The following is a 25,985-nucleotide window of genomic DNA, read 5'->3' as shown; positions in this document are numbered from 1 at the left end:
ATGGCCAAAGCCGCGGGCGGCCGTACCCGCCGGCGCCGTGACCGCGGCTCCATCAATGCCGAAGAGATCCTCGAGGGCGCACTGCAGGTCGCGCAGGAGGTGTCGATCGAGAACCTGAGCATGCCGCAACTCGCCAAACACCTCGGCGTCGGCGTCACCAGCATCTACTGGTACTTCCGCCGCAAGGACGATCTTCTCGACGCGATGACCGACCGGGCGCTGGAGCGGTTCGAGTTCACGGTACCGACCATCTCGGCGTCGAATTGGCGAGAGTCGTTGCGCGACCACGCCTTGACCATGCGTAAGCGGTTCCGTGCGGACCCCATCCTCTGCGATCTGGTGCTGATCCGCGGGCAGTTCGGACACCGTGCGATGCACGGTGCGCTGCAGAAACTGGGGCAGCCGATCGGGGCGCTGGTCGAAGCGGGGCTCACGGTCGACCAGGCCGCCGAGACGTATGGCGCGATTTCGGTGCACATCCGGGGTTCGGTGGTTCTCGAGCGACTCCAGGAGCGTACCGAGGGCTTCCCCTCTCAGCGCGACGACGGCGGCCGCTACATCGGGTTCGCCGACGACATCGACTTCGGCTACATCCTCGACAGCATCCTCGACCACGCCGAAGCGATCATCGCGGCGGCGTAGCGCTGTTCTTCGGTGCGCGGTAGGCCACCGTTTTCGACTCGAGGTACTGTTCGAAACCTTCGACGCCGCACTGTCTTCCGACACCGCTGCTTTTGAATCCGCCGAACGGCGCATCGGCCCCGTAGAACATGCCCCCGTTCACGCCGAACGAACCGGTGCGGATGCGACGGGCGATCCCCATCCCGCGCTCCAGTGAGCGCGACGAAACCGCACCCGCCAATCCGTATGCGCTGTCGTTGGCGATCCGCACCGCCTCGTCGTCGTCATCGAACGACATCACCACCAGCACCGGGCCGAATACTTCCTGCTGCGCGATCGCCGCATCGTTGCCGACGCCGACGATCACCGTCGGCGCCACGTAATGCCCGTCCGCCAGATGGTCGGGAAGGTTTGCGACGGGCCCGCCGCCCGCGGCGATCTCGGCACCGTCCGCGCGGGCCTGCTCGATCGCGTCGAGGACCCGCTTCTTCTGCGCGGCGCTGATCACCGGCCCCACCAACGTGTCGGGCTGGACCGGATCGCCGACCGGCACACCCTGATAGGCGGCGGTGACCGTGGCGACGGCCTCGTCGTAGCGCGACCGGTGCACCAGCATGCGCGTCGTGGCCGCACAGGCCTGACCCGCGTGCACGCACACTCCCACCGCCGACCCGACGATCGCCGCGGGCGGGGCGTCGTCGAGCACGATCGACACTGACTTGCCGCCCAGTTCCAGAAACATCCGCTTCATCGTGTCGGCGCCCTGCCGCATCAACCGCTTGCCGACGTCTGTCGAGCCGGTGAACGAGACCATGTCGACGCGGGGGTCGGTGCCGAGCAGCCCGGCGACGTCGTTGGACGGTGTGGGCACCACGTTGACGACGCCGGGAGGGATGTCGGTGTGCTCGGCGATGAGCCGGCCGAGCCGAGTGGCGTTCCACGGCGTGTTCGGATCCGGCTTGAGCACCAGAGTGTTTCCGGTCGCGAGCGCGGGCCCGAGCTTGTTGAGGATCACCTCGATCGGGAAGTTGGACGGGGTGATCGCGGCGACGACGCCGACCGGCTCCTTGATCACCGTGCGCACGTTGCGCTCGCCGAACAGCCCGCCTCCGTCGAGCGTTCGCTCCCATCCGAAATCGAGCATCAGCCGGGCGGGGTACCGCAGGCCGTCTGCCAACGGCCAATCCAGTTGTGCGGACCGGGTTGTCATCACCGGAGCGCCGACCTCGGCGATCAGCTCTTCACGCAGCTCCTCCTGCTCGGCCTCGATCGCGAACTGCAGCTGATCCAGGCAGCGCGCGCGCAGGTGTCGATTGGTGGCCCAGTCGGTCTCGTCGAAAGCGCGACGGGCGGCGGCGATCGCGCGATCCATATCCTCGGCCTCAGCGGCGGCCGTGCTGCCCAACAGTCGGCCGGTGGCCGGGCTCAGGTTGTCGAATTGCGCGCCGGAGGCCGACGACACGAGCTCCCCGTCGATGAGCATCCGCGATTCGGCGCGTCCCGCGGCTCGCTGGCCGACGTCGATGCTGGTCTCGGTCGGTTCCTCTGGATTCCTGGCGGAGCTCAAGCGGCTACCTCGTAGACTCTCATAGCGGGACGACTAACTGTAATGCTTACAGTAAGTTTATACAACAGCCGGAGCGCCGGGTATGAGGAGCCGATTTTGGTCAAGGTCATGGAGGGCGTGCGCGTCCTCGAGGTCGCACAGTTCACCTTCGTTCCGGCAGCGGGAGCGATCCTCGCCGACTGGGGCGCCGACGTCATCAAGGTCGAACACCCAGTGCGCGGCGACACCCAACGGGGGTTCATCAACATGGGCGGATTCCAACTCGACCCCAACCGCCATCCACTGATCGAACACCCCAACCGCGGTAAGCGCAGTGTCGGCATCGACGTGTCGACACCCGAGGGTCAGGAGGTGCTCTACGAGATCGCCAAGACCTCGGATGTCTTCCTCACCAATTACCTTCCCGCGCAACGACAGAAGAACAAGTTCGACGTCGAGCACATTCGCGCCGCGAACCCCGACATCATCTACGCGCGCGGCAGCGCATACGGCGACAAGGGGCCCGAGCGCGACACCGGCGGATTCGACGGCACCGCCTTCTGGACCCGCAGCGGGGTCGGGCACGCCTTGACCCCCGAGGAAATCGGCGGGGCGCTGTCACAGGGCATCCCGGCGTTCGGCGACTCGATCGGCGGGATGAACATCGCGGGTGGTATCTCGGCCGCACTTTTTCACCGGATGCGTACCGGTGAGGCGGTCGAACTCGACGTCTCGCTGCTGAGCACGGCATGGTGGGCCGGCGGGGCCAGCGTGACACAGGGCATGGAGACCGGCGAGACCATGCGCTCGCTGATGCCGGATGCCGCGGGCCCGAGCGTGAATCCGTTCATGGCAAACTATCTGACCTCCGACGGCGGCACGATCAACTTGTGCATCGTCAGCCCGACCGGTTACATCCGCGACGCGTTCGAGCATCTAGAACTGCCAGAACTCGCCGACGATCCGCGTTTCGGCGACGTGATGCCGCTGATCGAGAACGCTGCCGCGGCAGTCGAATTGATTCGCGAGAAGATCCGCAGCAAGCCTTTCGAGTACTGGCGTCAACGGCTGAAGACCATGAAGGGCCAGTGGGCGCCGTTCCAGAGCTTCCTCGATCTGACCACCGACGAGCAGGCGCTCGCCAACGACATGGTCGTCGAGGTCGAGGCGGCCGACGGGGGCGAGCCCTTCAAGGTCGTTCGCGGCCCGGTGCAGTTCAACCACGAGCCGCTGGAGACGACGCGCGCACCGCAGGCCAGCGAGCACACCGAGCTGGTGCTGATGGATATCGGCATGGACTGGGACCGCATCGAGGCGCTGAAGGAAAAGGGCGCGATCGCCTGACCTCCCCTAGTTGCGCGAGCGCGCGTGTCTGCACACGAAACACCGCGCCACAACAGCACTTTGCGCACGCCGGGCGCCCCGTGAGCGTGCGCGAAATGGCGAGGATGTGGCCTGTCGGCAGCAGACGCACGCTCGCGGAGTTACGGAACCCGCTCGACCCGTATGGGCACGCCCGTCAGCCACGCCATCCCGGACAGCGCCTCGACGTCGGCCGGGTCGCTGGATGTCAGCTGGTTGACGTTCGCGCCGCCGGCCCGGTTGGCCAGCCGCCAGCTCCCGGTTCCCTTGTGCCCCCAGCCGTGTGGCACCGCGACGACCCCGGGCAGGAGGTCCTTCGTCGTCAACACCGGCACGGTGATCGCGCCGTACGGTGAGGCGATCCGCACGTCGTCGCCGTCGACGATGTGCTGCTCGGCCGCGTCGTCGACATGCATCAGCGCATGCTGGCGACGGTCACCCCGCATCAACAACGGCGAGTTGTGCATCCACGAGTTCTCCGAGCGCGGCTCGCGCAACCCGATCATCCGCAGCGGGTAGCCGTCGGGCAGCGCCCGCCGCGACAACTTGTCGGTCTCGGTGGCAATCCCCTGATGCGCCAGCCGAACCCGGCGCGACAGATAACCGACCGCCTCGCGCAACACGCCCGTGCGGATGTGCGGTGCGACCACAACGCCGTGCGGATGCTGCTCGGTCAGCCGTCGCAGCGTCAGCCCGCCGCGGCGCAGACCGAACCTGTCGCCGCCCTCCGACATCCGGATCAGGGCGTCGATCATGGCCCGCGGCGATGCCTCGGATCCTAGAAACTGCACGAGCTTTCGCATTCCGGAGAATACCGCGAACGCAGGCACTCGACGGGCCAGCCGTCGAGCCAGCTCCTCGACGATGTCCCACTCTCCGCGGGCGTCGCCCACCGGGGCCAGCACGGCCTCGGTCGCTTGGCGAAACGGCGTGGCCTGAAACCCTTGGAACGTATACGGGAAGTCGTCGCGCTCGTACATTGTCGTCACCGGCAGGATATAGTCGCACTGCGCGCTCGTCTCGGTGACGTAGAAGTCGAGCGCGACCGACAGCTCCAGCTCACCGAACGCCGCCTCGAGTTCCTCACCGTTGGGCACCGACAGCACAGGATTGCCTGCCGAAACGAACATCGCCCGGATCTGGCGCTCGCCCGGTGTTGTGATCTCCTTGGCCATCAGCGCCGCAGGCTCCGAACCGATCGCGCTCGGGATCGCGCCGACCCGCGAGCGCTTCCGCCGGTAGGACCGGCGCATCACGGCACCCATCGCCACGTTCTGCCACTTCTGGCCGACGGTGTGCATAGAGCTGAACACCGAACCGCCGGGCACGTCGAGATTGCCCGCCACCAGGTTCACCGCGTCGATCAGGTACGTGGTCAGCGTGCCATGGCTGCCGACACAGGTGCCGAGCCTGCCGTAGATAGCCGCGCGCGGTGTGCTCACCAGGTCACGCGCCAAGCCCCGCACGCTGTCCGCGTCGATCCCGGTTCGCGCTGACGTCGACTCCGGGGTGAAGGGCCTGCACAGGTCGCGCAGCCAGTCCACGCCGTCGGCCTTGCGTTTCACCGCGGCCACGTCGACCAGGCCGTCGGCGAACATCACGTGCAGCAACGAGAGCAGCAGCAGCGAGTCGGTGTCCGGCGCGATACCGAGCCACTCGAACGCCACGGCGGTCTCGCTGCGCCGCGGGTCGACGATCACCACGCGTCCACCACGCTTGACGATGTCGTGCATGCGGTCCTTGATCCGCGGCGCGGTCAGGAAGCTGCCGTGTGACACAACCGGATTCGCGCCCATCATCACCAGCAGGTCGGTTCGCGTCAGATCTGGAATCGGCACCGACGTGGGAACCCCGTAGAGCAACTGGCTCGCGATGAGCCTGCTGTTGGTGTCTTGTGAGGACGCGGTGAAGTAGTGCCCGTGGCGGCCGAGACCCTTCATGAACAACAACGCCGCGAAAGTGTGCGCGTAGCTGAAGGCCCCCGGATTGCCCATGTACCAGCCCACCGCGCCGGAGCCGCGGCGACGCACGATTCGCGACAGGCGGTCGGCGATGTCGGCCATCGCCTCATCCCACGTCACCTCTTCGAAGCCGGACGGCCCGCGACGCAGCGGCCGCGTCACCCGGTCCGGATCGTTGACGACCTCGGTGAACGCGATGCCCTTCTGGCACGCGAAGCCGGCCGACAGCGGATGTTCCTTGTCCGGTCGCAGCGCCACCAGGCGACCGTCCTCGACCGTCGCGATCATTCCGCACAACGGCTCGCAGATCCGGCAGAAGGTCGGCTTGTTCTCGATGACCGGCGCCACGCCGATTACGATACTGTAAGAGTTACAGTTACACGTCGGATCGGCGTTGACCAGAGAGGATCAGGCATGCACGACGTGGCGATCATCGGTGTCGGACTGCATCCCTTCGGGCGTTTCGAGGGCAAATCCGCGATGGAGATGGGGGTTGACGCGATTTTCGCCGCCGTCGCCGACGCCGGTGTCGAGTGGAAGGACGTGCAGTTCGCCACCGGAGGCAGCTGGACCGTGGCCAACCCCGACGCGATCGTCGGCATGGTGGGGCTGTCGGGAATCCCGTTCACCAACGTGTTCAACGCCTGCGCGACGGCGGCCAGCGCAGCCAAGGTGTGCGCCGACGGAATCCGGTTGGGCGACTACGACATCGGCATCGCGATCGGGCTGGACAAACATCCGCGCGGCGCGTTCACCGAAGATCCCGCCCTGGTCGGCATGCCGCGCTGGTACGCCGAGAACGGTCAGTACCTCACCACCCAGTTCTTCGGGATGAAAGCCAACCGCTACCTGCACGAGCACGGCATTTCCCAGCAAACGCTGGCCAAGGTGGCGGCCAAGAACTTCCGCAACGGCGCGCTAAACCCCAACGCGTTCCGCCGCAAACCCATCCCCGAAGACCAGATCCTCAACTCGACGATGCTGAACTATCCGCTCACCCAGTACATGTTCTGCGCACCCGACGAGGGAGCGGCCGCGGTCGTGATGTGTCGCGCCGACATCGCCGAGCGCTACACCACCAAACCCGTGTACCTGCGCGCGGTCGAGGTCCGGACCCGCAAATACGGTGCGTACGAGGTGAACACGACGTTCGCCCCCGTCGAGGAGGACGTCGCGCCCACCGTCTACGCAGCAAAAGCCGCCTTCGAAAAGGCCGGTGTGGCGCCGCAGGACGTCGACGTCGTCCAGTTGCAGGACACCGACGCCGGTGCCGAGATCATCCACATGGCCGAATGCGGCTTCTGCGCCGACGGCGACCAGGAGAAGCTGTTGGCCGACGGGGCCACCGAGATCACCGGTCCGCTGCCGATCAACACCGACGGCGGGCTGATCGCCAACGGTGAGCCGATCGGTGCATCGGGCCTGCGTCAGATCCACGAGTTGGTCCGCCAATTGCGCGGCGAAGCCGGCGACCGCCAGGTGCCCGGCGAGCCGAAGGTCGGCTTCGCGCAGCTTTACGGCGCACCCGGAACCGCCGCCGCGACGATCCTGACGAGGTGACCATGACCCAGTTCACCGATGCGCCGATCTTCGACGCGGACCAGCACATGTACGAGACCGCCGACGCGCTGGTCAAGTATCTACCCGACAAGTACTCGCGGGCCGTGCAATTCGCCCAGATCGGTCGGCACACACGAATCGTCATCAACAACCGCGTCAACGACTTCATCCCCAACCCGACATTCGAACGGGTGGCCGCGCCCGGTGCCCACGAAAAGTTCTTCGCCGGTGAGAACACCGACGGGCTGACACTGCGCGAAATGCAAGGCCCGGCGATCGAGGCACCGGCCGCGACCCGTAATCCGGTGGACCGCATCGCCGAACTCGACCGGCAGGGCGTCGTCGAGGCGCTGAACTACCCAACGTTGGCCAGCCTGATCGAACACGCCACCGCCGACGATCCCCAACTGAGCCTCGCGGTCATCCATGCGCTCAACCAGTGGATGGCCGAGCACTGGAGCTTCAACTACGACGACCGGATCTTCTCCACTCCGATCATCAACCTCTCCGAGGTCGACGGCGCACAGCGCGAACTGGAGTACATCCTCGACAACGGCGCCAAGGTCGCGCTGATCAAACCGGGACCGGTTCGGGGGCTGCACGGTTGGCGCTCACCGGCGCTGCCCGAGTTCGACCCGTTCTGGCGCGACGTCGAAGCGGCCGGGTTACCCATCGTGTTGCACGCCAGCTATCCGCCGCTCGACGACTACGTCGGGCAGTGGGAACCGCCCTATACCCAGAACTTCATGGCGCAGAGCGCGTTTCGGTGGATGGTGCTGGGACACCGCGAGATCGCCGACATGATCACCGCCCTGATCTGCCACGGCACGCTGACGCGCTTCCCAAAGCTGCGCATCGCCAGCGTCGAGAACGGCAGCTCGTGGATCGAGCCGCTGTTCAAGGACTTCGGTGATCTTTACCGCAAGATGCCGCAGAACTTCGGTGAACATCCGCACGACGTGTTCCGGCGCAACATCTGGGTGAGCCCGTTCTGGGAGGGCTGCGTGTCCGACGTCGTCGACACCGTGGGCTGGGACAAGGTGCTGTTCGGTTCGGAGTACCCGCACCCGGAGGGGCTCGCGGAACCGAAGGGGTTCTGGAAGTACGCCGAGGGCATGGACGTGCGTCGCACCTATGACTTCATGGGCGACAACGCACGCCGGTTCATGGGCCTGCCGATCGCGAACCCGGACCTGGACGCGGTCAGACCGCCCGCGCTGTCGAACGCCTGACCGCGGGAGACGCACAGTCACCGCGGGGTGAGCGTGCGTGCAGTGTCGCTCGTGACCGGCGTGTCCTGTGCAGACTCGCACGCTCGCGCGGGAGGACATGGCGTGGCAGAGTGCGCGTAGCCTCCCGGGAAGGAGCCACCAATGCCCACGATCACCACGAACGACGGCGTCGAGATCTTCTTCAAGGATTGGGGGTCGGGTCAGCCGATCGTGTTCAGCCACGGTTGGCCGCTGTCGGCCGACGACTGGGACACGCAGATGGTGTTCTTCCTACAACACGGATACCGTGTGATCGCCCACGACCGCCGTGGGCATGGCCGCTCCGCTCAGGTCGCCGACGGCCACGACATGGACCACTACGCCGACGATCTCGCGGCCGTCGTCGAGCACCTCGATCTGCACGACGCGGTCCACATCGGCCACTCCACCGGCGGTGGCGAGGTGGCGCACTATCTGGCTCGGCACGGGCAGTCGCGTGCGGCCAAGGCGGTGCTGATCAGTTCCGTACCGCCGCTGATGGTCAAGACGGACGCCAATCCCGGCGGCCTGCCCAAGGACGTGTTCGACGATCTGCAGGCGCAGTTGGCGGCGAACCGCTCGGAGTTCTATCGCTCTCTGGCCGCCGGCCCGTTCTACGGGTTCAACCGCCCGGGCGTGGAACCGTCGGAAGCGATCATCGAGAACTGGTGGCGCCAAGGCATGATGGGTGGTGCCAAGGCGCATTACGACGGCATCGTCGCCTTCTCGCAGACCGACTTCACCGAGGACCTGAAGAAGATCACCATTCCGGTCCTGGTGATGCACGGCGACGACGACCAGATCGTGCCTTACGAGAACTCCGGTCCGCTGTCGGCGAAGCTACTGCCGAACGGAACCTTGAAGACCTACCCCGGCTTTCCGCACGGCGCGTTCGTCACCCACCACGACGTCATCAACCCCGACCTGCTTGAGTTCATCCGGTCCTGACCGCGGGCGGCTCACTTCATCGCGCGGCGGGAGGCCGCCATGATGAGCTTGCGCACGCGGGCGGAGATGTACACGGCGACAATGCCGTTGAAGACGTCTTCGCGCAGGCGCGTCAAGGTCGAACTGGTGAAGCGCCACTGGCCGTCGATCTTCTCGTAGGTCTCGTGATAGTGGCCGTAGCCGCGCAGGTTGACGCCGGGGCCGAAGCGCACGACGTCTTCAAGAGCCCATACGCCGCGTGCCGTCGTCGGTGAGGTCAGCTCGATCTCAGGGGCGTGCACCTGATGGACGGTGACCTGACTGCGCAGGCTCTTACGGGTGAACGCGACGAAGTCGTCGGCGCCACGGATCACCTTCCCACCGGCAGGGGAAGTGTCGCTGAGGAAGTCGTCGGCGAACAGTCCCCGCCACGCCACCCAGTCCTTGGTGTCGAGGAGACGACAGTAGCGGGCCTTCAGTTGTTTGATCGCCTCGATCTCGACGAGGTCGGCTTCGGTCATCTCGTGGTCATCTTGCGGTCGTCCTCTTCGCCTGTTCGACGTAGAAATGCGCGGCCCGCTCGAGCGACTCGGCGGTGGGCCGCGGGTGCCAGCCGAGTTCTCGGGTCGCCTTACCGTGGTCTGCAGGCGCCATGATGTGCAAGAGCCGAATACCGGTTGTGTTGATCGGGAGTTCTCGCCGCAACAGTCGGGCCAGCGCGCCTGCGACCCGCACCGCCGCGTAAACCACGGGAAGCGGGACTCCGAATCGCGGTCCTTTGGCCCCGACCGCCCTGGCCGCCGTCGTGAGCATATCGCGCATCGGCATGTAGCTCTCGGAGATGATGTAGCGCTCGCCGACCGCGCCGCGCTCGCCGGCGAGCAGGAACGCCTCGGCGACGTCTTCGATACCGACGACCTCGGTGGACACGCCTTTGATGTAGGCCGGGATCTTGCCGAGCGCCGCGTACTGCACCATCAGCCCCTGGTGCGGTTGCCAGTCGCGGGGCCCGTACGGGTTGGACACGTTCATCACCACGGCGGGAAGGCCACGGTCGCGGGCGTAGGACAGGACCAGTTCCTCGGCCTGGCGGCGCGATTCGATGTACGCACCGCCCTTGTCTCCCCAGTCGAAGGGCATGTCCTCGGTCACCGGGCGGCTCCCGTCGCCGAGCGCGATCGTGCCGATGGTGCTGCAGAAGACGAACCGGTGCAGCCCGGCCTTCGCCGCGACGTCGAGCACGCGGCGCAGGCAGTTGACGTTTGTCTCGAACAGCGGGGCCGGGTCGCTCAGATGGAATCGGGTGTCGACGACGCAGTAGTAGACGACGTCACGGTCGGCCATCGCCGCGCGCAGCGCTTCCTCGTCGTAGAGATCGCCGTAACAGCGTTCGACGTCGAGGTCATCGATCGCCACCGTCGAGCTCGTCTGACGCAGATACACCCGGACGTCGTCGCCGCGTTCGGCGAGTTTGCGTGTGACGTGCGAACCGACGAAACCGCTCGGGCCCATCACCAGCGCGCGGCGGGCGGGCGGTGTAGCTGTCGGGGGCGTTTCTGTCATTCTCTCTACCTCGCGAGCGACCGGAAATTGTCACCTTGTCGCGGCGTGTCGTGTGCAAACGCGGACGCTCGCGGAATCAAGGTCAAGAGGCTTTCTTGGCCGGCGGGGCGTATGCGGGCTTGCCGAGGCCGAGCACGTACTGGGCGATCATGTTGCGGAACACCTCCAGCGTGCCGCCGTAGATCCCGACCAGCGGCGCGAAGCGGTACACGTATTCGGCCGCGCCGTCGTCGGCGGCACCGTCGGTGCCCAGCGGCAGCGAGGCCGCAGTACCGAGCAGATCCATCAGATCGGGTGAGATGTCGCGCATCGCCTGCGCCAAGGCCACCCGACCGAAGATGCTGGTGGCCGAGAACGACGCCTCCATGCGGGCGACGCCGCGGCCCAAGCGGTATGCGACCGACCCATCGTCGATCAGCCTGCGGCCGTTGGGATCCGGTTCCGTGACCTTGGCTGCGGCCTTGTCGACAGCGGCGGCCATGGTGTTGGCCTGGTGCATCATGATCGAGACGTCCTGCAGGCCGTCGGCGGCCGCCTCGACGGCGCCGTGTTCGACGTTGAGCGGTTCGCGCACCACGGTCCAGCCGTCGTTGACCTCACCGAGACGGTACTTGTCGTCGACGCGTACGTCGCTGTAGTAGACGATGTTCGTCCGGTCGCCGTCGACGGTGCGGATGCCCTGGATCTCGATGCCGGGCGAATCCAATGGAACCAGAAACATGGTGAGGCTCTTGTGTTTCGGTGCGTCGGGGTCGGTGTTGGTGATCAGGAAGACGTACTGGCAGTTGTGCGCGCCGGTGGTGAACATCTTGGAGCCGTTGATAACCCACCCGTCGCCGTCGCGCACGGCCCTGGTCTTGCACGTGGCCACGTCGGATCCGCCCTCGGGTTCGGTGTAGCCCAGGCAGAGCCGGACCTCGCCGGTGTACACCCGCGGCATCACCTCGGCCTTGAGTTCGGGTGAGCCGAACTTGTCGACCGACCGCGCGATCATGGCCGTGGTGCCGAACGTCACCCATGGCACGTGGGCGCGGCGCTTCTCCAGCTCCCAGATGCGCCGCCGAACCCGGTTGAACCCGCCCTCGGACTCGGGCTTCCATTCGCGGGCAAGGTAACCGGCCTTGCCCAGCGCCAAATGCACGCCCTCGTCGAAGTTGTCGCCGGTCTCACGGTCGCGCCGGATGACGTCGTCGGTGACGATCTCGCGCAGGAAGGCGCGCGACTCCTCGAGGAACGCCTGGTCCTCTTCGGAGAGTTCGACTCGTGAGAAATCCATTACTTGCCCTCTCCACTCTCGCGAGCCGCGACGATCCCGGCGATGTACTTGGCGGCGGCGGCCGGGTCTCCCCCGGCGAGCGCCCACCCGCGGGCACGCAGGAGGTACGCACTGGCGGCGGCCTCCGCCGACACCCCGAGCCCGCCTTGAACCTGCACCGCCATCGTGGCGGCCTTGGACGCCTCTTCGGCCATGAACACGAACGCCGACGGCGCCAGTTCGGGCCGCTCGTCGGGTTCGTTGTCGAGGAACCATGCGGCGCGCCGGGCCAGGTTGCGCCCGCCCTGCACCGTGATGGCGATGTTGGCCAGTGGATGCGAGATCGCCTGCAGTGTCGAGATGGGCACTCCGAGGGTGTAACGCGACTTGGCGAACTCCGCGGCGATCGTCATCGTCTCCTCGACCAGACCGACGAGCGCCGCTCCGGTCAGCACCCGCCATTCGTCAAGTGCCCGTTGATACTCCGCGAGCGCGTCGGTCCCGCTGGCCAGGACGGTGCGGGTGTCTGCGGCGGCCGGGTCGATCCACGCCATGGGCAGTCGGCCGATGTTGTCGACCTTGGTGGGTCGTGTGGCGAACGTCAGCTTGACAATGTCGTCACCGTCGCGCAGCACGATGTGGTCGGCAACCGATCCGCTCGGCAGCAGGCGCACACCAGAAGCGCTGTCCTGCTGCGGGTCCAGCCCCACGATCTGCGTACCACTCACGATGTCAGGGGCGGTCGCGCCGAGTCGGCCGAGCAGGCGCGCCGCGCTCACGTGGTCGATCCAGGGCACCGGCGCCAGAGAGCGGCCGATCTCCTCGGCCACCAAGGTCAGATCGACCAGCGTCGCTCCGTCGCCGCCCACGTCCTCGGGCAGGGCCATCGTGGTCGCGCCCATCGTGCACAGCCGCTCCCAGAGGCTCTTGTCGAAGCCGGATGCCTCTGCGGCGCGGACGGTCTCGATCGAACAGTGCGTCTTGAAGAAGTCCTTGTACGCCGCCTGCAGCGCCTGGTGATCATCCGACAGGCTGTAGTCGAGCCTGCGCAGTTCGTAGCGGTCCATCACTGCTCCTCGTCGGCGCCGAAGAAGAACTCCTGCGCGTTGTTGTACAGGTAGTTGTCCAGCACCTCGGCCGGCAGGTCAAGCGCGAGCGCCTCGGGCACGACCCGACGCATCTTGAGCACCGGCCAGTCCGACGCGTAGATCACCTTGTTCGGTCCACGGGTGCGCATGTAGTGCAGCAGGCTGTCAGGCAGCCGCTTCGGCGACCACGCCGACGTCATCAGGCGAAGGTTCTGGTATTTGATCAGCAGGCGGATCGCGACGTCCCACCACGGGTCGGCGCCGTGGATCATGCACAGTTTGAGTTCGGGGAATCGCACGCAGACGCGGTCGAGGTGGATCGGGTTCTGCACCTCGCCGGGGATCGGCGGGCCGGGTATCCCGGTGTTGACGCACAGCGGCAGCCCGAGTTCGGCGCACTTGGTGTAGAGCGGGTAGTACACGGCGTCGCTGGGCGGGTATTGCCCGTCACCCCAAAAGCTCGGTCCCACCGCCGCATACGCCACCGGCAAGTCGTTGACGACGGACGCCAACTCGCGCAGCGACGGGATCGGGCGCAGCAGGTTGACCCCGCCGATCGCCAGCGCGAACCTGTCGGGTCTGGCGTCGACGAACTTGCGCGCCGTGGTCGAGGGTTTGGCGATGCTGTCCATCAGGATCGCCTTCTGGACCCCCTGCTCGTCCATCTCCTCGAGCAGTTCGCCGAGGTCGACGGGGGCGAACATCGACTGTGGGCCCTTGAAGTAGTCGTCGCGGACCTTGAGCATCCATGTCGGCTGTTGTTCGGTCTCGCCGAAGTGGACGTTGACCAGACAATCAATGGCCCGTGTGCTCATGCGCTCACCTGTTGTGTCGCAGCGGCTTTGGCCCAGCGGTAGTCGGGCTTGCCGTTTCCAAGCCGACGCACCTGGTCGACGAAGATGAACTCCTTGGGCGCCTTGAACCGGGCCAGGCTCGACGTGCAGTGCGCGTGCAACGGCTCGTGAGCGGTTTGGGCGCCGTCGCGCAGCGAAACGAGCGCCACGATCTCCTCACCCCACCGCTCGCTCGGCCGCCCCACCACCAGGGCATCCGATATCGCCGGATGCGCGCGCAGCACCTCTTCGACCTCCTCGACGAACACCTTCTCGCCTCCCGTGTTGACGACCAACGAATCGCGTCCGAACAACCGCAGCGTGCCGTCGGCGGCCAGCGATCCGCGGTCACCCGAGATGACCACGCGCTGACCGTCGACCACCGGGAAGGTCCGGCGCGTCGCCGCCTCGTCGTCGAAGTAGCCGAGCGGGATTCGGCCGCCGCGGGCGACGAAGCCGATCTCGTCCTCGCCGGGCTCGAGGAAGCGGCGGTAGTCCTCGGACAGCACCAGCGCGCCCTCGCGCAGCTCGAAGGTCTCCTTCTGCTCGCCGCGCTGGCTGCGACCGAATCCGACGTTGCCGGTCTCGGAGGACCCGTATCCGTTGATGAGGGTGATCTGAGGAAGCAACTCCAGCAGGGCGCGTTGATGTTTCGGATTGGTGGCCGCCCCGCCGGTCCCGATCGCGAACAAGGACGACAGGTCATAGGAGCCGCGACGCAGCTCCTCGACCAACGGTGCCGCGTAGGCGTCGCCGACCATCGTCATCAGCCCGACCTTCTCCCGCTGGGCGGTTTCCAGCACCGCCCGCGCGTCGAATCGCGTTCGGTCGTAGAGGATCACGGGCAAGCCGTTGAGCAGGGCGGCGAACGCCGTCCACATCCCCGCCGCATGCATCAGCGGCGAGACCGCGAACCAGGCCTGACCGCCGTGCGCGACCTTGGCGTGGATCTCGTCGACCGACTCGTGGTCGGCCCCGTTCATCGAGATGACGTAGGTGTCGCTCTGGCGCCACATCACGCCCTTGGGCCTGCCGGTTGTCCCGCCCGTGCACACCATCATGACGTCATCGGGCGAGGCGGTGATGTCGACGTCGCTATCGCCTTGCGCGAGAACATCATCGAGTGTGATGGCGTCGGCGAGCTGTCGTACGTAAGCGTCGTCGTCGATCTCGATCAACAGGTCCGCCGAAGCGGGCGGCAGCACGTCGGCGAACTTCGGGCCGAACGACCGGTGGTAGATCACCGCGCGCGGACGCAGGTAGTCGAGGAGCTCGGCGACCTCGCGCGGGGTGTAGTTGTAGTTGACGTTGACCGGAACCGTCCGGGCCTTCAGACATCCGATCACCATGTCCGGGTACAGGTCGTTGTGCATGAGCAGCGCGACCCGGTCCTGTCCGCACTCCCAGTTCTGCAGATCCGCGCGTTCCCGGTGCGCGCCGAACCCCTGACCGGCCAGGAAGTTCGCTAGCCGGCGGGTGCGCTCTGCGGACTCGCCGAACGTGCTGCGCCGGTCACCGCAGACCGTCATCAACCGGTCCGGCGCGGCCTGCGCGATTGCGTCGAGGACCGCCCCGATCGTCCACTCGCTCATCTGCCAGCGCCCCCGAGGTTCCCGTTGTGCGGTTTCATCCGCGACACGCGGCCATGTCCGGATGAAACCGCACAGTGGCGCCTGATTCCGAATCCGGTCGGCATCACTTGGCCGTCACGGTCACGCCCAGCAGTTCGAGAGCGTTGTCGCGCATCACCTTTCGAGTGTCCTCGTGGCTGAACTCCGGGAACTGCGGGATGTCGGCGGTGAACGAGGTGGGATCCGCCAGCCCCTCACCGTGCGGCCAGTCCGACCCGAACAGGATCTTGTCGACGCCGATGGTGTCGGCGAGCAGCTTCACGTCGTCCTCGTAGTACGGCGCGATCCACACGTTGTTGCGCAGCTGCTCGACCGGATCCTCCTTGTAGTGGTACGGCGCGTTGTTGGCGGACTTCTTGAGCCGCTTGATGAGCCGGTAGACGAAGTAGGAGCCGTTCTCGATGCTCACCACCTTGAGCTTGGGGTGGCGGGTGAACACCTGATGGACGATCATCGAGGCGATGCTGTCGTGGATGGCGCGGTCGTCCATGATCACCATGTCGAGCGGATCGCGCCTACCGAAGCCCTTGAACACACCGCTGCCACCCCACAGCGCCGGGATCGCCATGTAGCCCGAATCCGACAGATGGAAGACCACGGGGACACCGGCTTCGGCCAGGCGCGCCCACACCGGGTCGTGCAGCGGATCGCCGAGTGAGCGCGGCCTTACTTCACCCGGCACCGGCGCCGGCCGCACGCACACCAGCTTCGCATCCCGGCTCAGCACGAAATCGACTTCCTCGACGGCCTTCTCGGGGTCGGCCAGCGAGATGATCGGCGCCGCGATGATGCGGTGATCAGGCCGGTCGAACCCCCAGTCCTCGTCGAGCCACAGGTTGAAAGCATGGACTGTCGCCATGGTGGCCGGGATGTCGTGTTTGAGGCCCTCCTCGACGCCGCACGCGAAAGTCGGCAGCATGAACACGGTTTCGAGGTTCTGCTTGTCGAGAATCTTCACGCGTGCGTCGCGGTTCTGGTACTCGGGATGATCGGCCAGCCGGTCGACCTTCATCAGCGACGCCGGATCCACACCTTCGGGTATCTCGCCGCGGAACAGGAGGTCCAGGCAGCCGGGTTCAATGATCGGGTCGAACGTCGGGTTGGGGATGAAATGGTTGATCACACCGCCGAACACCGCGTAGGTGCGTTTTCCGTCGCTCAGCATCTGCACGCCGCGGCTGCGGAATTCTTTGGGCAGGTGCCGGGTGCACGCGTCCAGCGGTTCGTAGTAGTGGTTGTCCACGTCGATCGCCATGTAGTCCAAGGGCTGTGGTGCGCTCACGACGCATCCTCCTTCTCAGGTTTCAGGGGCGGAAAGTTCGGCGGGCGCTTCTCGAAGAAACTCGTGATGCCCTCGAGGAAGTCGGGTCGGGTCATCGACTCGTGCATCAGCTTCTCGGCATGGTCGCTGGCGTCGAAGACATCGCGCATGCTGTCTGCGTACACCTGTTGTTTGATCACCGCCAGTGAACTGGGCGCGCAGTTGGCGGCCATGTCCTCGGCGTAGCCGATCGCGCGGGCCAGCAACTCGTCCGGTGCCACCACCTCGTTGACCACGCCCAGTCGGGCGGCCTCGTCGGCGAAGAACACCCGCCCCGACAGCAGCAGGTCCATGGCCACCCCGGTGCCGACAATGCGCGGCAGGATCCACGAGATGCCGTATTCGGCGATCAACCCGCGCCGGGCGAACGACGTGGTGAACTTGGCGCCCTCGGCCGCGAACCGCACGTCGCACGCCAGGGCCAGCGTCAGCCCCATGCCCGCGCAGGCGCCGTTGATCGCGGCGATGACGGGCTTGCGCATGCCCATCACAAAATGCGGATGCCGGGCGCCGACCAGCTTGCCGACGTCGGTGTCGGCGGTGGCATCCACCGTCGCGGCGCTGATCGTCGTCAGGTCCCCCATGTCGGCCCCGGCACAGAACGCGCGGCCGCTGCCGGTGACCACGATCACGCGCACCGCGGGGTCGGCCTCGGCGTCGTCCATGCGTTCGTAGAACGTGCCGGCGAGCCCTCCGCCCCACCCGTTCATCCGGTCGGGCCGGTTGAAGGTGAGCAGCGCGACCCCGGTGTCGAACACCTCGTAGCGGACCGGCGCGGCCTCGGAGTCGGAGTGGGCGTCGGCGACTTGGTCAGGAGCGCTCACCCAGCAGTCCCCTTCCAGCGGCGCAAGCTCTGTGAATGCTCATACTGTACACCTATCGGTAGCGCCTTCCGCAACCGTCGCTCAGCTAGTTGTCGACCAGCCCGAGCCGCCGATACGCGGTGTCGATCTGGGCTTTCGCCTCGGCGGGTAGGTGGGCCTGCGGCGGCCGGGAGTGCGGATACTCCCCGATCGGCAGGCCGAGCACCGACGCCGCGTACTTGAACGCCCCTCCCCAGTGGGTGAAGTAGTCGGGCCGCCCGGGATAGCAGGTGAACCACGAACCCATGTCGAGGTCGAACCGGTCGAGCCCGGACTCGCGCGCGTGGTCCATCGCCTCGACCAGTTTGTCGTTGACAATCAGCTCCCAGTACTCGCTGAACACGCGTCGCTCCGGGGTCTCGAACAGGTAGCCGGCGGTGCCGAGCTGCGCGGGGCACACGATGCCGTCGCGCAGCCAGCCCGCGCGGTAGACGGTCTTGTCGCACTCCCACACCGCGAGATCCGGCGCCAACTCGTGCAGCATCCGGCTGGCCATCGGGCGGAACGCCCCTTCCTTCGTCGCGCAGACCGCCGGAATCTGGTCGTAGATGGCGGCGCTTTCGGCCGGCGTCAGGACATAGCCCGACGACGGCGAATTGAACATGCCCAACGCGATGTCGGTGCGGTCGGCGATGTAGCGGAAGAAGTTCAGTACCCCCTGCCCGCCGTGCGCCTCCATCATCGGTGTCTGGATGTAGACGATGTCGGCGCCGGCCTCTTGCGCGTGACGCGTGAGCTCGAGGCAGTCCTTGGCAGCCGTCGCCGCCGTGCACGCCTGCACGACGACGTCGGGGTTGGCGGCGCGGCCCTCCTCGATCGCGATCTCCAGCAACCGCTTTCGCTCGTCGATGGTCAGCGCCCAGAACTCGGCGATACCGCTCGTACACCACAACAGCGGATGGTTCAACGTACCGACGCAGTGCCGCACCAGCGTCCGGTAGGCGTCCCAGTCGATGTCGTCACCGTCGACACCGCGAAACGGCGTGTACAGCGAATCACCGATCCCGCGCAGATGATTTCGAGCCCACTCCCGGGCGTCCTTCGCCGAAGCCACGATGACCTCCTCAGCCGATTCCGATGAACCCCACGCGAAGGCTCAGGTGAAATCTGAGCCCCCGTCGACATTGACGTTGGCACCGGTCATGTACGAGTTGCGGCGGGACGCGAGAAACGCGACCACGGGCGCGATTTCGTCGGGCAAACCCGCGCGCGGGAGATGCGCCGGATGGCCGAAGTGCTCGCCGATGGCCGACATCAACGCGTACGGATCGTTGCCGTCGACGCCCACCGACTCGGCCCAGCCGATCAGCGCCTCGGAGGCGATGCTGCCCGGAGAGACCACGTTGACCATGATCTCGTCGGGGGCCAGCAGCAGCGACAGGTTCTTCGAGATGCTCGTCAGCGCCGCTTTGGCGGCGGTGTAGGCGGGCAGGATCACGCTCTGCCGTTGCGTCGAATGGGCGGAGAAGTTGACCACGCGCGCCCATTCGGCCGCGCGCAACAGCGGTAGCGCCGAGCGCACGCAATGCACCATGCCCATCACGCCGCTGTCGAACGCGACGCGCCACTGTTCGTCGGTCAGGTCCTCGAAGGTGCCGACGGCGTCGGGGCCGACGGCGTTGATCAGGATGTTGAGTCGCCCGTCCCAGCGCTGCGCGACTTCGTCGAAGGCTCGCTGCACCTGATCGGCGTCGGTGGTGTCGGCGCTCAGTGCGAGCGTGTCCGGGCTGCCGATTTCGGCAAGGGCCGTCGCCGCATCTTCGAGGACATCCGGCGTCCGCCCCACAACCGCGATCCTGGCCCCGTCCTCGGCCAGGCAGCGCGCCGTCGCAAAGCCCATTCCGCGCCCGCCGCCGACGACGACAGCGGTGGCGTCCTTCAGCCCGAGGTCCATGCGGCCTTTCGCTCACCCGATTGCGTAGAAAAGCTTACTATAGGACTTACAGTAGAACAGCGGAATCCACGTGGCGGCCGGTGACGGAACGGCTCCCGGTATGGTTGACGGCAACGGCGCAGCCGCGACACACCTGCATTGGCGCAGATCAGGGGCGGCTGACGGTACATTCAGGTCCACCAACCCGCTTTACGGGGGGTGCGCGCGGCTTATTCGATGGAGGTGCCCTAGGTGGCAAGGCAGGCGACCGCGGAGAAGCGTCAACGACGCGAGCGCGGATCGATCAATCCCGACGACATCATCAAGGGCGCCTTCGAACTCGCCGAAGAGGTGGGCATCGACAACCTGTCCATGCCGTTGCTCGGCAAGCATCTCGGCGTCGGCGTCACCAGCATCTACTGGTACTTCCGCAAGAAGGACGATCTCCTCAACGCGATGACCGACCGCGCGCTGCGCCAGTACGTGTTCGCCACGCCATATGTCGAAGCCAAGGACTGGCGTGAGACGCTGCGCAACCATGCCCACACCATGCGAAAGACGTTCATGGGCAACCCGATTCTTTGCGACCTGATCCTCATCCGGTCGGCGCTGAGCCCCCGGGTGGCCAAGCTCGGCGTGCAGGAGGTGGAGAAAGCGATCGCCGGCCTGGTCGAGGCAGGCCTGTCGGCCGAGGACGCGTTCGACACCTACTCGGCGGTCTCGGTGCACGTTCGCGGATCCGTTGTGCTGCACCGCCTTCGGGAGAAGAATCGGGCCGCCAACGAGGGCCCCAGCGATCTCGAGGACACCATGAGCATCGACGCCGACAGCACACCGCTGCTGGCGTTGGTCACCGAGAAGGGCCACCACATCGGGGCGGCCGACGACAAGAACTTCGAATTCGGTCTCGAGTGCATCCTGGACCGGGCGGAACGCCTGATCGATGACGCCGGCGCGAAGTCGGCGAAGAAGGCCGCCCGCAAGCGCTAGATGCGGGTTCGGTGTAGTTGGTCGCGCTCACCGCAACCAACTACACCCAAGCCTGCTAGACCTCGACGACGACCGCGCCGCCCTGGCCGCCGCCGGCACACATGGCCGCGACGCCGATTCCGCCGCCGCGCCGCTGCAATTCGTAGACCAGCGTGGTGACCATCCGCGCACCCGATGCCGCGATGGGATGGCCGAGACTGCAACCGCTTCCGGAGAAGTTCACCAGCTCCTCGTCGATGCCGTACTCGCGGCACGCCGCGATCGGCACCGACGCGAACGCCTCGTTGATCTCCCACAGCGTGACGTCGGACGGCTTGAGTCCGGCGCGGTCGAGCACCTTGCCGATCACCTTCACCGCGCCGAGCCCGCAGTCGCGCGGGGGCACACCCGCTGCGGCCCAGGCCTTCACGGTGGCCAGCGTGGTCAGGTTGTTGGCGGCGGCGTAGTCGCTGTCGACGAGCGCCACCGCGGCGGCCGCGTCGTTGGTGCCGCTGCTGTTGCCCGCGGTGATCGAGAAGCCCTCGATCTCGGGGTGCAGGGGCTTGAGGCCGGCCAGCTTCTCGGCCGTGGTGTCGCGGCGCGGGTGCTCGTCGACGCTGAATTCGGTGACCGAGCCATCGAACTGCTGCACCTTCAGCGGCACGATCTCGTCGACGAACTTGCCCGCGTCGATCGCCGCGATCGCGCGCTGGTGCGACCGCGCCGCCCAGGCGTCCATCTCCTCACGCGTGATGCCGACCGACTGCGCGGTGTTCCATCCGACGGTGATCGACATGTCGCGCGTCGGCGCGTCCGGCGTCTCGACGTGGGTGGGCGGCATCCACTTCTCTTCGAACTTCAGCTCAGGGCCCGGGATACGCCAGTTGACCAGCGGCGTCATCGACAGCGACTGCACACCGCCGGCGATCAGCGCACGTTCCATACCGGAGCCGATCTGCGCCGCGGCGTTGCCGATCGCGGTGAGGCTGCCCGCGCAGTGCCGGTTCACCGACTGGCCCGGGACATCCGGCAGCCCGGCCGCGTCGGCCGCATAGCGAGCCAAATCGCCTCCGCCATAATGGGATTCGGCGAAGATCAGATCGTCGATGTCGTTGGGGTCGATACCCGAGCGACGGATCACCTCCGGCAGAACGGCGGTGATCAGCGTCTCCGGCGGAGTGTTGACCAGTGTCCCCTTGAAGGATCGACCGATCGCGGTCCTGGCGGCACCGACGATGACGGGTGTTCCCATGTTTCTACCTCGGGTTTCGACGTTAACGACGTTACAAAACTAGCAGCCAGTGTAGCGGACCCCGCTACTCGGGCTCGGGTACGTGGAAATGCTCGTCACGCAGCCGGAAGGCCTCCTTGGTGCCGTGCTGCGCGCGGGTCTTGACGAAGTTGAACTCACCCTCGGCGAACTGCAGGTTCGTCCCGTACGCGTGGAACAGGTAGCTCGCCACTTCCTCGCCCTGGTAGGCCTGACTCTGCTCGACGAGGCGGAACGCCTCCTTGGCGATCACGATCCCGTCGGCGGGCATCTTGGCGGCCTTCTCCGCCCAGTACCGGGCCCGCCTGGTCACCTGGTCGGCCTGGCAGGTCTCGGTGAAGACGCCGAGATGTTCGATCGAGCCCGCCTCGATGATGTCGCCGGTCAGCAGCAGCCGACGGACCAACACCGGGCCCAGCCGGTGGAAGAACATGTGCAGGCTGCCCAGTGCGGGGCCGAGGAACCGGGTGGCGGGCATGCCGATCTTGGTGGTGCGGGCGATGACGGAGATGTCGGTCATCAACGCCATCTCGAAGCCGCCGCCCAGCGCATAGCCGCTGATCTCCCCCACCGTGACTTTCGGAAAGCCCATGAAGTTGTGGTAGAAGCCGAAGGTCTTGCGGTCCACCGTGAGCCGGCGCCGTTGACTCGGGCGCCGCTTGGCCTGCGGCGAGTCCTTCTCGCCATACCAGCCGTACGCGTTGTTCATGTCCGCGCCCGTGCTGAACACCCCTTCGGCGCCGCGCAGCAGCACGACGGTGATGTCGTCGTCCTCGGCGACCTGGTCGAGGTGGCGGCCGACGGTCTCGCGCATCGCCGCGTCGTAGGAGTTGCGCTGGGCGGGGTTGTTCAGCGTGATGGTCGCGATCCGCTTGTCGCGGTCGACGTCGAACAGCACGCGGTCATCGGCGGTGGTCATGGGGTGTCCTCACTGAACGTCGGAAATGAGCTTGGCCTCAATGGTTTTGTCCGTTCCGGCCGCGAGCGTGTTGCGCCGTGCGACCGCAAGGTGGTCGGCGGCCAGTCGCGCCGCGCGGGCCTGGTTGCCGTCGCGGATCGCGTCGAGCAGGCGTTGGTGATCGCGCAGCGCGGCCCGCATCGTCTTGTCGTTCATCGGATCGGCGCCCGTCTCATCGCCCCACACCGACGACTCGTGCGCCGACCAGATCAGCTCCAGCGAGCCGATCAACAGGATCATTGGCTCGTTGCCGCAGCGGGAGACGATCGTCTCGTGAAACCGCCGGGCATTGGGGACATACCGCGACGGGTCGTCGAAATCGTCGATCTGTCTCTGTATCTCGTCCTCGAGGTGGGGCACGACCTCGGTCATGCGGTCGGACCTGGCCGCGCACATGCTCGCGCAGATCGGTTCGAGGTGCAGCAGTGCGCCGCTGACATCCGCGGGAGTCGCCGACCGGGCCTGCAGCACCATGCTGATCATGTGGGCGGTGCGGTCCGCCGACGGCTGATGCACGACCGCACCCCCCATGTTGCCGCGCCGTACCGAGATCAGGCCCTCCGTCTCGAGGATGTGGATGGCCTCGCGCAATGCCGGTGGGCTGACGCCGAACTCGGCGAGCAGGCCGTCCTGCGATGGCAGCACGTCGCCCTCTTTGAGCCGCCCGGACAGGATGTCGTCGCGCAGCCGCGCAGCGATGATCTCGGCCACTCGGGGCTGACGGATCCTGTGCGCGCTGGTCATCTCGGCCGGCGCTTCCCGAATTGGAACACCGACAGCCGCTCGGGTGAGGACGCCGACGTGTTGAACTCACCGATGCACAGCACCTCCTCGCCCAGCAGCAACCGGGCCGTCGATGTCACGCGGCCGTCGGCCTCCACGCGCCGCACGTCGAATTCCAGCTCCGTGAGGATCGGCGTCGGCCTGCGGAAGGTGACCGTCAGCGAGCGGGTCTTGCCCGTTCGGCCCATGGCGCAGCTGTGATGCTGCGTCACGCAGTCGAAGAACACGGCGAGAAACCCACCGTTGACCAATCCTGGTGGACCTTCGAAGACGACCGGGAACGTGACCCTGCCCGACGCGGAGTCGGCGTCCAATGCGTCGATGGCGTATTCGGGAAACGCCGGGTTGTACGCGCCGACGTCGAAGGCGTGGTCGAGGTATACCCGCTGCGTCTCCGCGGCGTCGGGGCCGATGCGCGGCGTCATATCGGTCGGTGCGGCGGCGGCCAATTCGCGTTCCCAATCACCGATCTGGCGCAGCATCACGTCGACGGTGGGATGGTCGTGTTCCAGCGACAGCAGCAGGCCGCTGAGCCGGCGCAGGGCACCCGCGGCCGCGACGGTCTGCGCCAGCGGTTGCTCGCCGTAGCTCGGCGTGTCCTGTGCCATCGATGGCCTCTCGTCGGCGGCAACGTCTTTTCGACCGCTGTCCTTGCTAACTTGTACAAGATAGCAATACTGTATGTCTAACCGTATAGCTCGAGATTGGCGGATTCAACGGTGACCGATGCGGCTGACGACGGCGTGGTCGAAACCTCGCGCGACGGCGCGATCCTGCGTATCACGCTGAATCGCCCTTCGCGGCGTAACGCGTTGAGCCGCAGCATGACCGACACGCTCGTGGCGACATTGACCGCAGCCGCCACCGACGATTCCCTACGCGCCGTCCACATCCGTGGCGAGGGGTCGGATTTCTGCGCCGGGGTGGACTGGGTAGCGTCCAACGCCGGTGAGCGGCGTCCCCGCACCGGAGATATCCTCCGGCGCCAACCCCACACCGCGCACCGAGTGGTCGAACTGGTCCACACGCTTCATCTACCGGTGGTGTGCACGGTTCGCGGCTGGGCCGCCGCGCTCGGTTGTAACCTGGCGCTGGCAGCCGACTTCACCGTGGCCGCGAAGGACGCCGTGTTCTGGGAGCCGTTCCTCGGGCGCGGTTTCAGTCCCGACTCGGGTTCGACCTGGCTGCTGCCCCGCCTCGTCGGGCTAGCGCGCGCCAAGCGGATGCTGCTGCTGGGCGAGAGGGTCAGCGGCGCCGACGCGGCGCAGTGGGGTCTGATCCACGCCGCGGTGCCGGAAAACGAATTATCCGCGGTGAGCGACGAACTCGTCGAGCGGTTGGCATCCGGGCCGACCGTCGCGATGGGCCTGGCCAAACAATCCATGCACTACGGTCAGCACGCGTCGCTTTCCGACACCATGATCAGGGAGCTCTACAACGTCGAGTTGTCCTGCCGGACCACCGATTTCAAAGAAGGACTGACGGCGTTCCGCGACAAGCGCCCGCCGGAATTCCAAGGGCGCTGACGAATAGGAAGACGATGTCCCCCACTTTCGAGAACATCACCTACGAGGTCGACGGGCACAAGGCCACGATCACCTTGAACCGGCCCAATGCGCTCAACGCGCTGAGCCCGCGCATGGTCTCAGAACTTCGCAACGCCTACGACGAAGCCGAGAACGACGACGACATCTGGATCCTGATCGTGACCGGCACGGGCCGTGCGTTCTGCACCGGCGCCGATGTCGGCGAGATCCCCGAGGACGGCAGGGTCATCTACGAGCGGCCGTACCTGTCCACCTACGAACAGTGGGAGGCGCCGCAGGAGGGCACACCCCCGTTCCGCCGCATGGCCAAACCGGTCCTCACTGCCGTGAACGGGTTGTGTTGTGGGGCAGGACTGGACTGGATCACCACCGGCGACATCGCGATCGCCTCCGACAAGGCCACATTCTTCGACCCACACGTGAGCATCGGTCTGGTGGCCGGCCGCGAGATGGTCCGGCTGGCCAGGATCCTGCCACGCAACATCGCGCTACGCATGGCGCTGATGGGCAAGCACGAGCGGATGAGCGCCGAACGGGCATACGAGCTGGGCATGATCAGCGAGGTGGTGGAGCACGACCGACTGTTGGAGCGCGCGCACGAGATCGCCGACATCGTCAACTCGAATGCCCCGCTCGCGGTCCGGGGTACCCGGCTGGCCATCCACAAGACGCTCGACCTGCCGCTGCACGAGGCAGAGATCCTCGCCGAGACGTTCCGTGAGCGGGTGGTGCGCACCGACGACGCCGCCGAGGGCCCCAAGGCGTTCATGGAGAAGCGCACCCCGAACTGGCAGTGTCGATAAC

Annotated in this window: 24 protein-coding genes; 8 read left to right on the top strand and 16 right to left on the bottom strand. The window is 66.5% G+C overall.

Translation table 11 applies throughout. The features are described 5' to 3' along the window. Nucleotides 1-642: a TetR/AcrR family transcriptional regulator gene (locus tag CEX87_RS15085; RefSeq protein WP_094287922.1), complete on the top strand. Its 642-nt coding sequence runs from the start codon at nt 1-3 to the stop codon at nt 640-642. Here the strand turns inward: CEX87_RS15085 and CEX87_RS15080 are convergent. Further along, complete coding sequence (locus tag CEX87_RS15080) at nt 626-2,104, bottom strand: aldehyde dehydrogenase family protein (protein WP_235630336.1); 1,479 nt, start codon at nt 2,102-2,104, stop codon at nt 626-628. The two genes, CEX87_RS15085 and CEX87_RS15080, sit on opposite strands and share 17 nt — an antisense overlap. A 192-nt stretch (nt 2,105-2,296) precedes the next feature. Here CEX87_RS15080 and CEX87_RS15075 point away from each other — a divergent pair, with 192 nt between their 5' ends. After that, nucleotides 2,297-3,511: a CaiB/BaiF CoA transferase family protein gene (locus CEX87_RS15075; RefSeq protein ID WP_064398338.1), complete on the top strand. Its 1,215-nt coding sequence runs from the start codon at nt 2,297-2,299 to the stop codon at nt 3,509-3,511. Nucleotides 3,512-3,651: 140 nt separating this feature from the next. On the opposite strand, the gene CEX87_RS15070 is transcribed toward CEX87_RS15075, so the two are convergent. Further along, on the bottom strand, nt 3,652-5,838 hold the full coding sequence (locus CEX87_RS15070; protein WP_094287920.1) for a molybdopterin-containing oxidoreductase family protein: 2,187 nt from the start codon (nt 5,836-5,838) through the stop codon (nt 3,652-3,654). 66 nt (nt 5,839-5,904) lie between these two features. On the opposite strand from CEX87_RS15070, the gene CEX87_RS15065 reads away from it, so the two are divergent. The 3 genes from CEX87_RS15065 to CEX87_RS15055 all read left to right on the top strand — a co-directional run bounded on the left by CEX87_RS15065 (nt 5,905) and on the right by CEX87_RS15055 (nt 9,248). Then, the gene (locus tag CEX87_RS15065) at nt 5,905-7,050 is read left to right on the top strand and encodes a thiolase family protein (RefSeq protein WP_094287918.1); all 1,146 of its coding nucleotides are present in this window, start codon (nt 5,905-5,907) and stop codon (nt 7,048-7,050) included. A gap of 2 nt (nt 7,051-7,052) precedes the next feature. Then, entirely contained in the window at nt 7,053-8,282 is a 1,230-nt protein-coding gene (locus CEX87_RS15060; RefSeq protein ID WP_094287916.1) for an amidohydrolase family protein, read from the top strand. Nucleotides 8,283-8,423: 141 nt separating this feature from the next. Continuing rightward, nucleotides 8,424-9,248, top strand: coding sequence for an alpha/beta fold hydrolase (locus tag CEX87_RS15055; protein WP_064398332.1), 825 nt, complete (start codon nt 8,424-8,426; stop codon nt 9,246-9,248). Nucleotides 9,249-9,259: 11 nt separating this feature from the next. Here CEX87_RS15055 and CEX87_RS15050 read toward each other — a convergent pair whose 3' ends face one another. The 10 genes from CEX87_RS15050 to CEX87_RS15005 all read right to left on the bottom strand — a co-directional run bounded on the left by CEX87_RS15050 (nt 9,260) and on the right by CEX87_RS15005 (nt 19,675). Beyond that, entirely contained in the window at nt 9,260-9,748 is a 489-nt protein-coding gene (locus CEX87_RS15050) for a nuclear transport factor 2 family protein (RefSeq protein ID WP_064398330.1), read from the bottom strand. Between the two features lie 7 nt (nt 9,749-9,755). After that, nucleotides 9,756-10,790, bottom strand: coding sequence for an NAD-dependent epimerase/dehydratase family protein (locus tag CEX87_RS15045; protein ID WP_064398329.1), 1,035 nt, complete (start codon nt 10,788-10,790; stop codon nt 9,756-9,758). Between the two features lie 82 nt (nt 10,791-10,872). Continuing rightward, nucleotides 10,873-12,066: an acyl-CoA dehydrogenase family protein gene (locus CEX87_RS15040; protein WP_094287914.1), complete on the bottom strand. Its 1,194-nt coding sequence runs from the start codon at nt 12,064-12,066 to the stop codon at nt 10,873-10,875. Then, nucleotides 12,066-13,112: an acyl-CoA dehydrogenase family protein gene (locus CEX87_RS15035; protein WP_064417628.1), complete on the bottom strand. Its 1,047-nt coding sequence runs from the start codon at nt 13,110-13,112 to the stop codon at nt 12,066-12,068. Before CEX87_RS15035 ends, CEX87_RS15040 begins: the two co-directional genes overlap by 1 nt. Next, complete coding sequence (locus CEX87_RS15030) at nt 13,112-13,948, bottom strand: amidohydrolase family protein (protein ID WP_094287912.1); 837 nt, start codon at nt 13,946-13,948, stop codon at nt 13,112-13,114. Before CEX87_RS15030 ends, CEX87_RS15035 begins: the two co-directional genes overlap by 1 nt. Continuing rightward, nucleotides 13,945-15,558, bottom strand: a complete 1,614-nt coding sequence (locus CEX87_RS15025; RefSeq protein WP_064398319.1) for an acyl-CoA synthetase — start codon at nt 15,556-15,558, stop codon at nt 13,945-13,947. The genes CEX87_RS15030 and CEX87_RS15025 overlap by 4 nt, the downstream gene beginning before the upstream one ends. Nucleotides 15,559-15,661: 103 nt before the next feature. Continuing rightward, nucleotides 15,662-16,852, bottom strand: coding sequence for an amidohydrolase family protein (locus CEX87_RS15020; protein WP_094288011.1), 1,191 nt, complete (start codon nt 16,850-16,852; stop codon nt 15,662-15,664). 23 nt (nt 16,853-16,875) lie between these two features. Next, entirely contained in the window at nt 16,876-17,742 is an 867-nt protein-coding gene (locus tag CEX87_RS15015) for an enoyl-CoA hydratase (protein WP_094287910.1), read from the bottom strand. A gap of 85 nt (nt 17,743-17,827) precedes the next feature. Continuing rightward, nucleotides 17,828-18,835: a dihydrodipicolinate synthase family protein gene (locus tag CEX87_RS15010; protein WP_094287908.1), complete on the bottom strand. Its 1,008-nt coding sequence runs from the start codon at nt 18,833-18,835 to the stop codon at nt 17,828-17,830. Nucleotides 18,836-18,877: 42 nt separating this feature from the next. Then, the gene (locus tag CEX87_RS15005; protein ID WP_094287906.1) at nt 18,878-19,675 is read right to left on the bottom strand and encodes an SDR family NAD(P)-dependent oxidoreductase; all 798 of its coding nucleotides are present in this window, start codon (nt 19,673-19,675) and stop codon (nt 18,878-18,880) included. 231 nt (nt 19,676-19,906) lie between these two features. Here CEX87_RS15005 and CEX87_RS15000 point away from each other — a divergent pair, with 231 nt between their 5' ends. Beyond that, a complete protein-coding gene (locus CEX87_RS15000; protein ID WP_064425114.1) occupies nt 19,907-20,644 on the top strand; it encodes a TetR/AcrR family transcriptional regulator in 738 nt (245 codons plus the stop codon). Nucleotides 20,645-20,699: 55 nt separating this feature from the next. Here CEX87_RS15000 and CEX87_RS14995 read toward each other — a convergent pair whose 3' ends face one another. The 4 genes from CEX87_RS14995 to CEX87_RS14980 form a co-directional block, all read right to left on the bottom strand. Continuing rightward, nucleotides 20,700-21,875: a thiolase family protein gene (locus CEX87_RS14995; RefSeq protein WP_064425113.1), complete on the bottom strand. Its 1,176-nt coding sequence runs from the start codon at nt 21,873-21,875 to the stop codon at nt 20,700-20,702. 64 nt (nt 21,876-21,939) lie between these two features. After that, nucleotides 21,940-22,812: an enoyl-CoA hydratase/isomerase family protein gene (locus tag CEX87_RS14990; protein WP_064425112.1), complete on the bottom strand. Its 873-nt coding sequence runs from the start codon at nt 22,810-22,812 to the stop codon at nt 21,940-21,942. A 9-nt stretch (nt 22,813-22,821) separates the two neighbouring features. Further along, nucleotides 22,822-23,595: a FadR/GntR family transcriptional regulator gene (locus CEX87_RS14985; protein WP_064425111.1), complete on the bottom strand. Its 774-nt coding sequence runs from the start codon at nt 23,593-23,595 to the stop codon at nt 22,822-22,824. Further along, nucleotides 23,592-24,242 (bottom strand): hotdog family protein, encoded by a 651-nt coding sequence (locus tag CEX87_RS14980; RefSeq protein WP_064425110.1) that lies wholly within the window; start codon nt 24,240-24,242, stop codon nt 23,592-23,594. The genes CEX87_RS14985 and CEX87_RS14980 overlap by 4 nt, the downstream gene beginning before the upstream one ends. Before the next feature lie 111 nt (nt 24,243-24,353). Here CEX87_RS14980 and CEX87_RS14975 point away from each other — a divergent pair, with 111 nt between their 5' ends. Together CEX87_RS14975 and CEX87_RS14970 are read left to right on the top strand one after the other, a co-directional pair. After that, a complete protein-coding gene (locus CEX87_RS14975; protein WP_064425109.1) occupies nt 24,354-25,160 on the top strand; it encodes an enoyl-CoA hydratase/isomerase family protein in 807 nt (268 codons plus the stop codon). 14 nt (nt 25,161-25,174) lie between these two features. Continuing rightward, a complete protein-coding gene (locus tag CEX87_RS14970) occupies nt 25,175-25,984 on the top strand; it encodes an enoyl-CoA hydratase/isomerase family protein (RefSeq protein WP_064425108.1) in 810 nt (269 codons plus the stop codon). The last annotated feature ends 1 nt before the right edge of the window (nt 25,985 follow it).

The sequence above is a fragment of the Mycobacterium lehmannii genome (genome assembly GCF_002245535.1).
Classification (GTDB): Bacteria; Actinomycetota; Actinomycetes; order Mycobacteriales; family Mycobacteriaceae; genus Mycobacterium; species Mycobacterium lehmannii.
The sequence above is the reverse complement of the archived record's forward strand: the minus strand, read 5'-3'. Positions and strand labels throughout refer to the sequence as shown.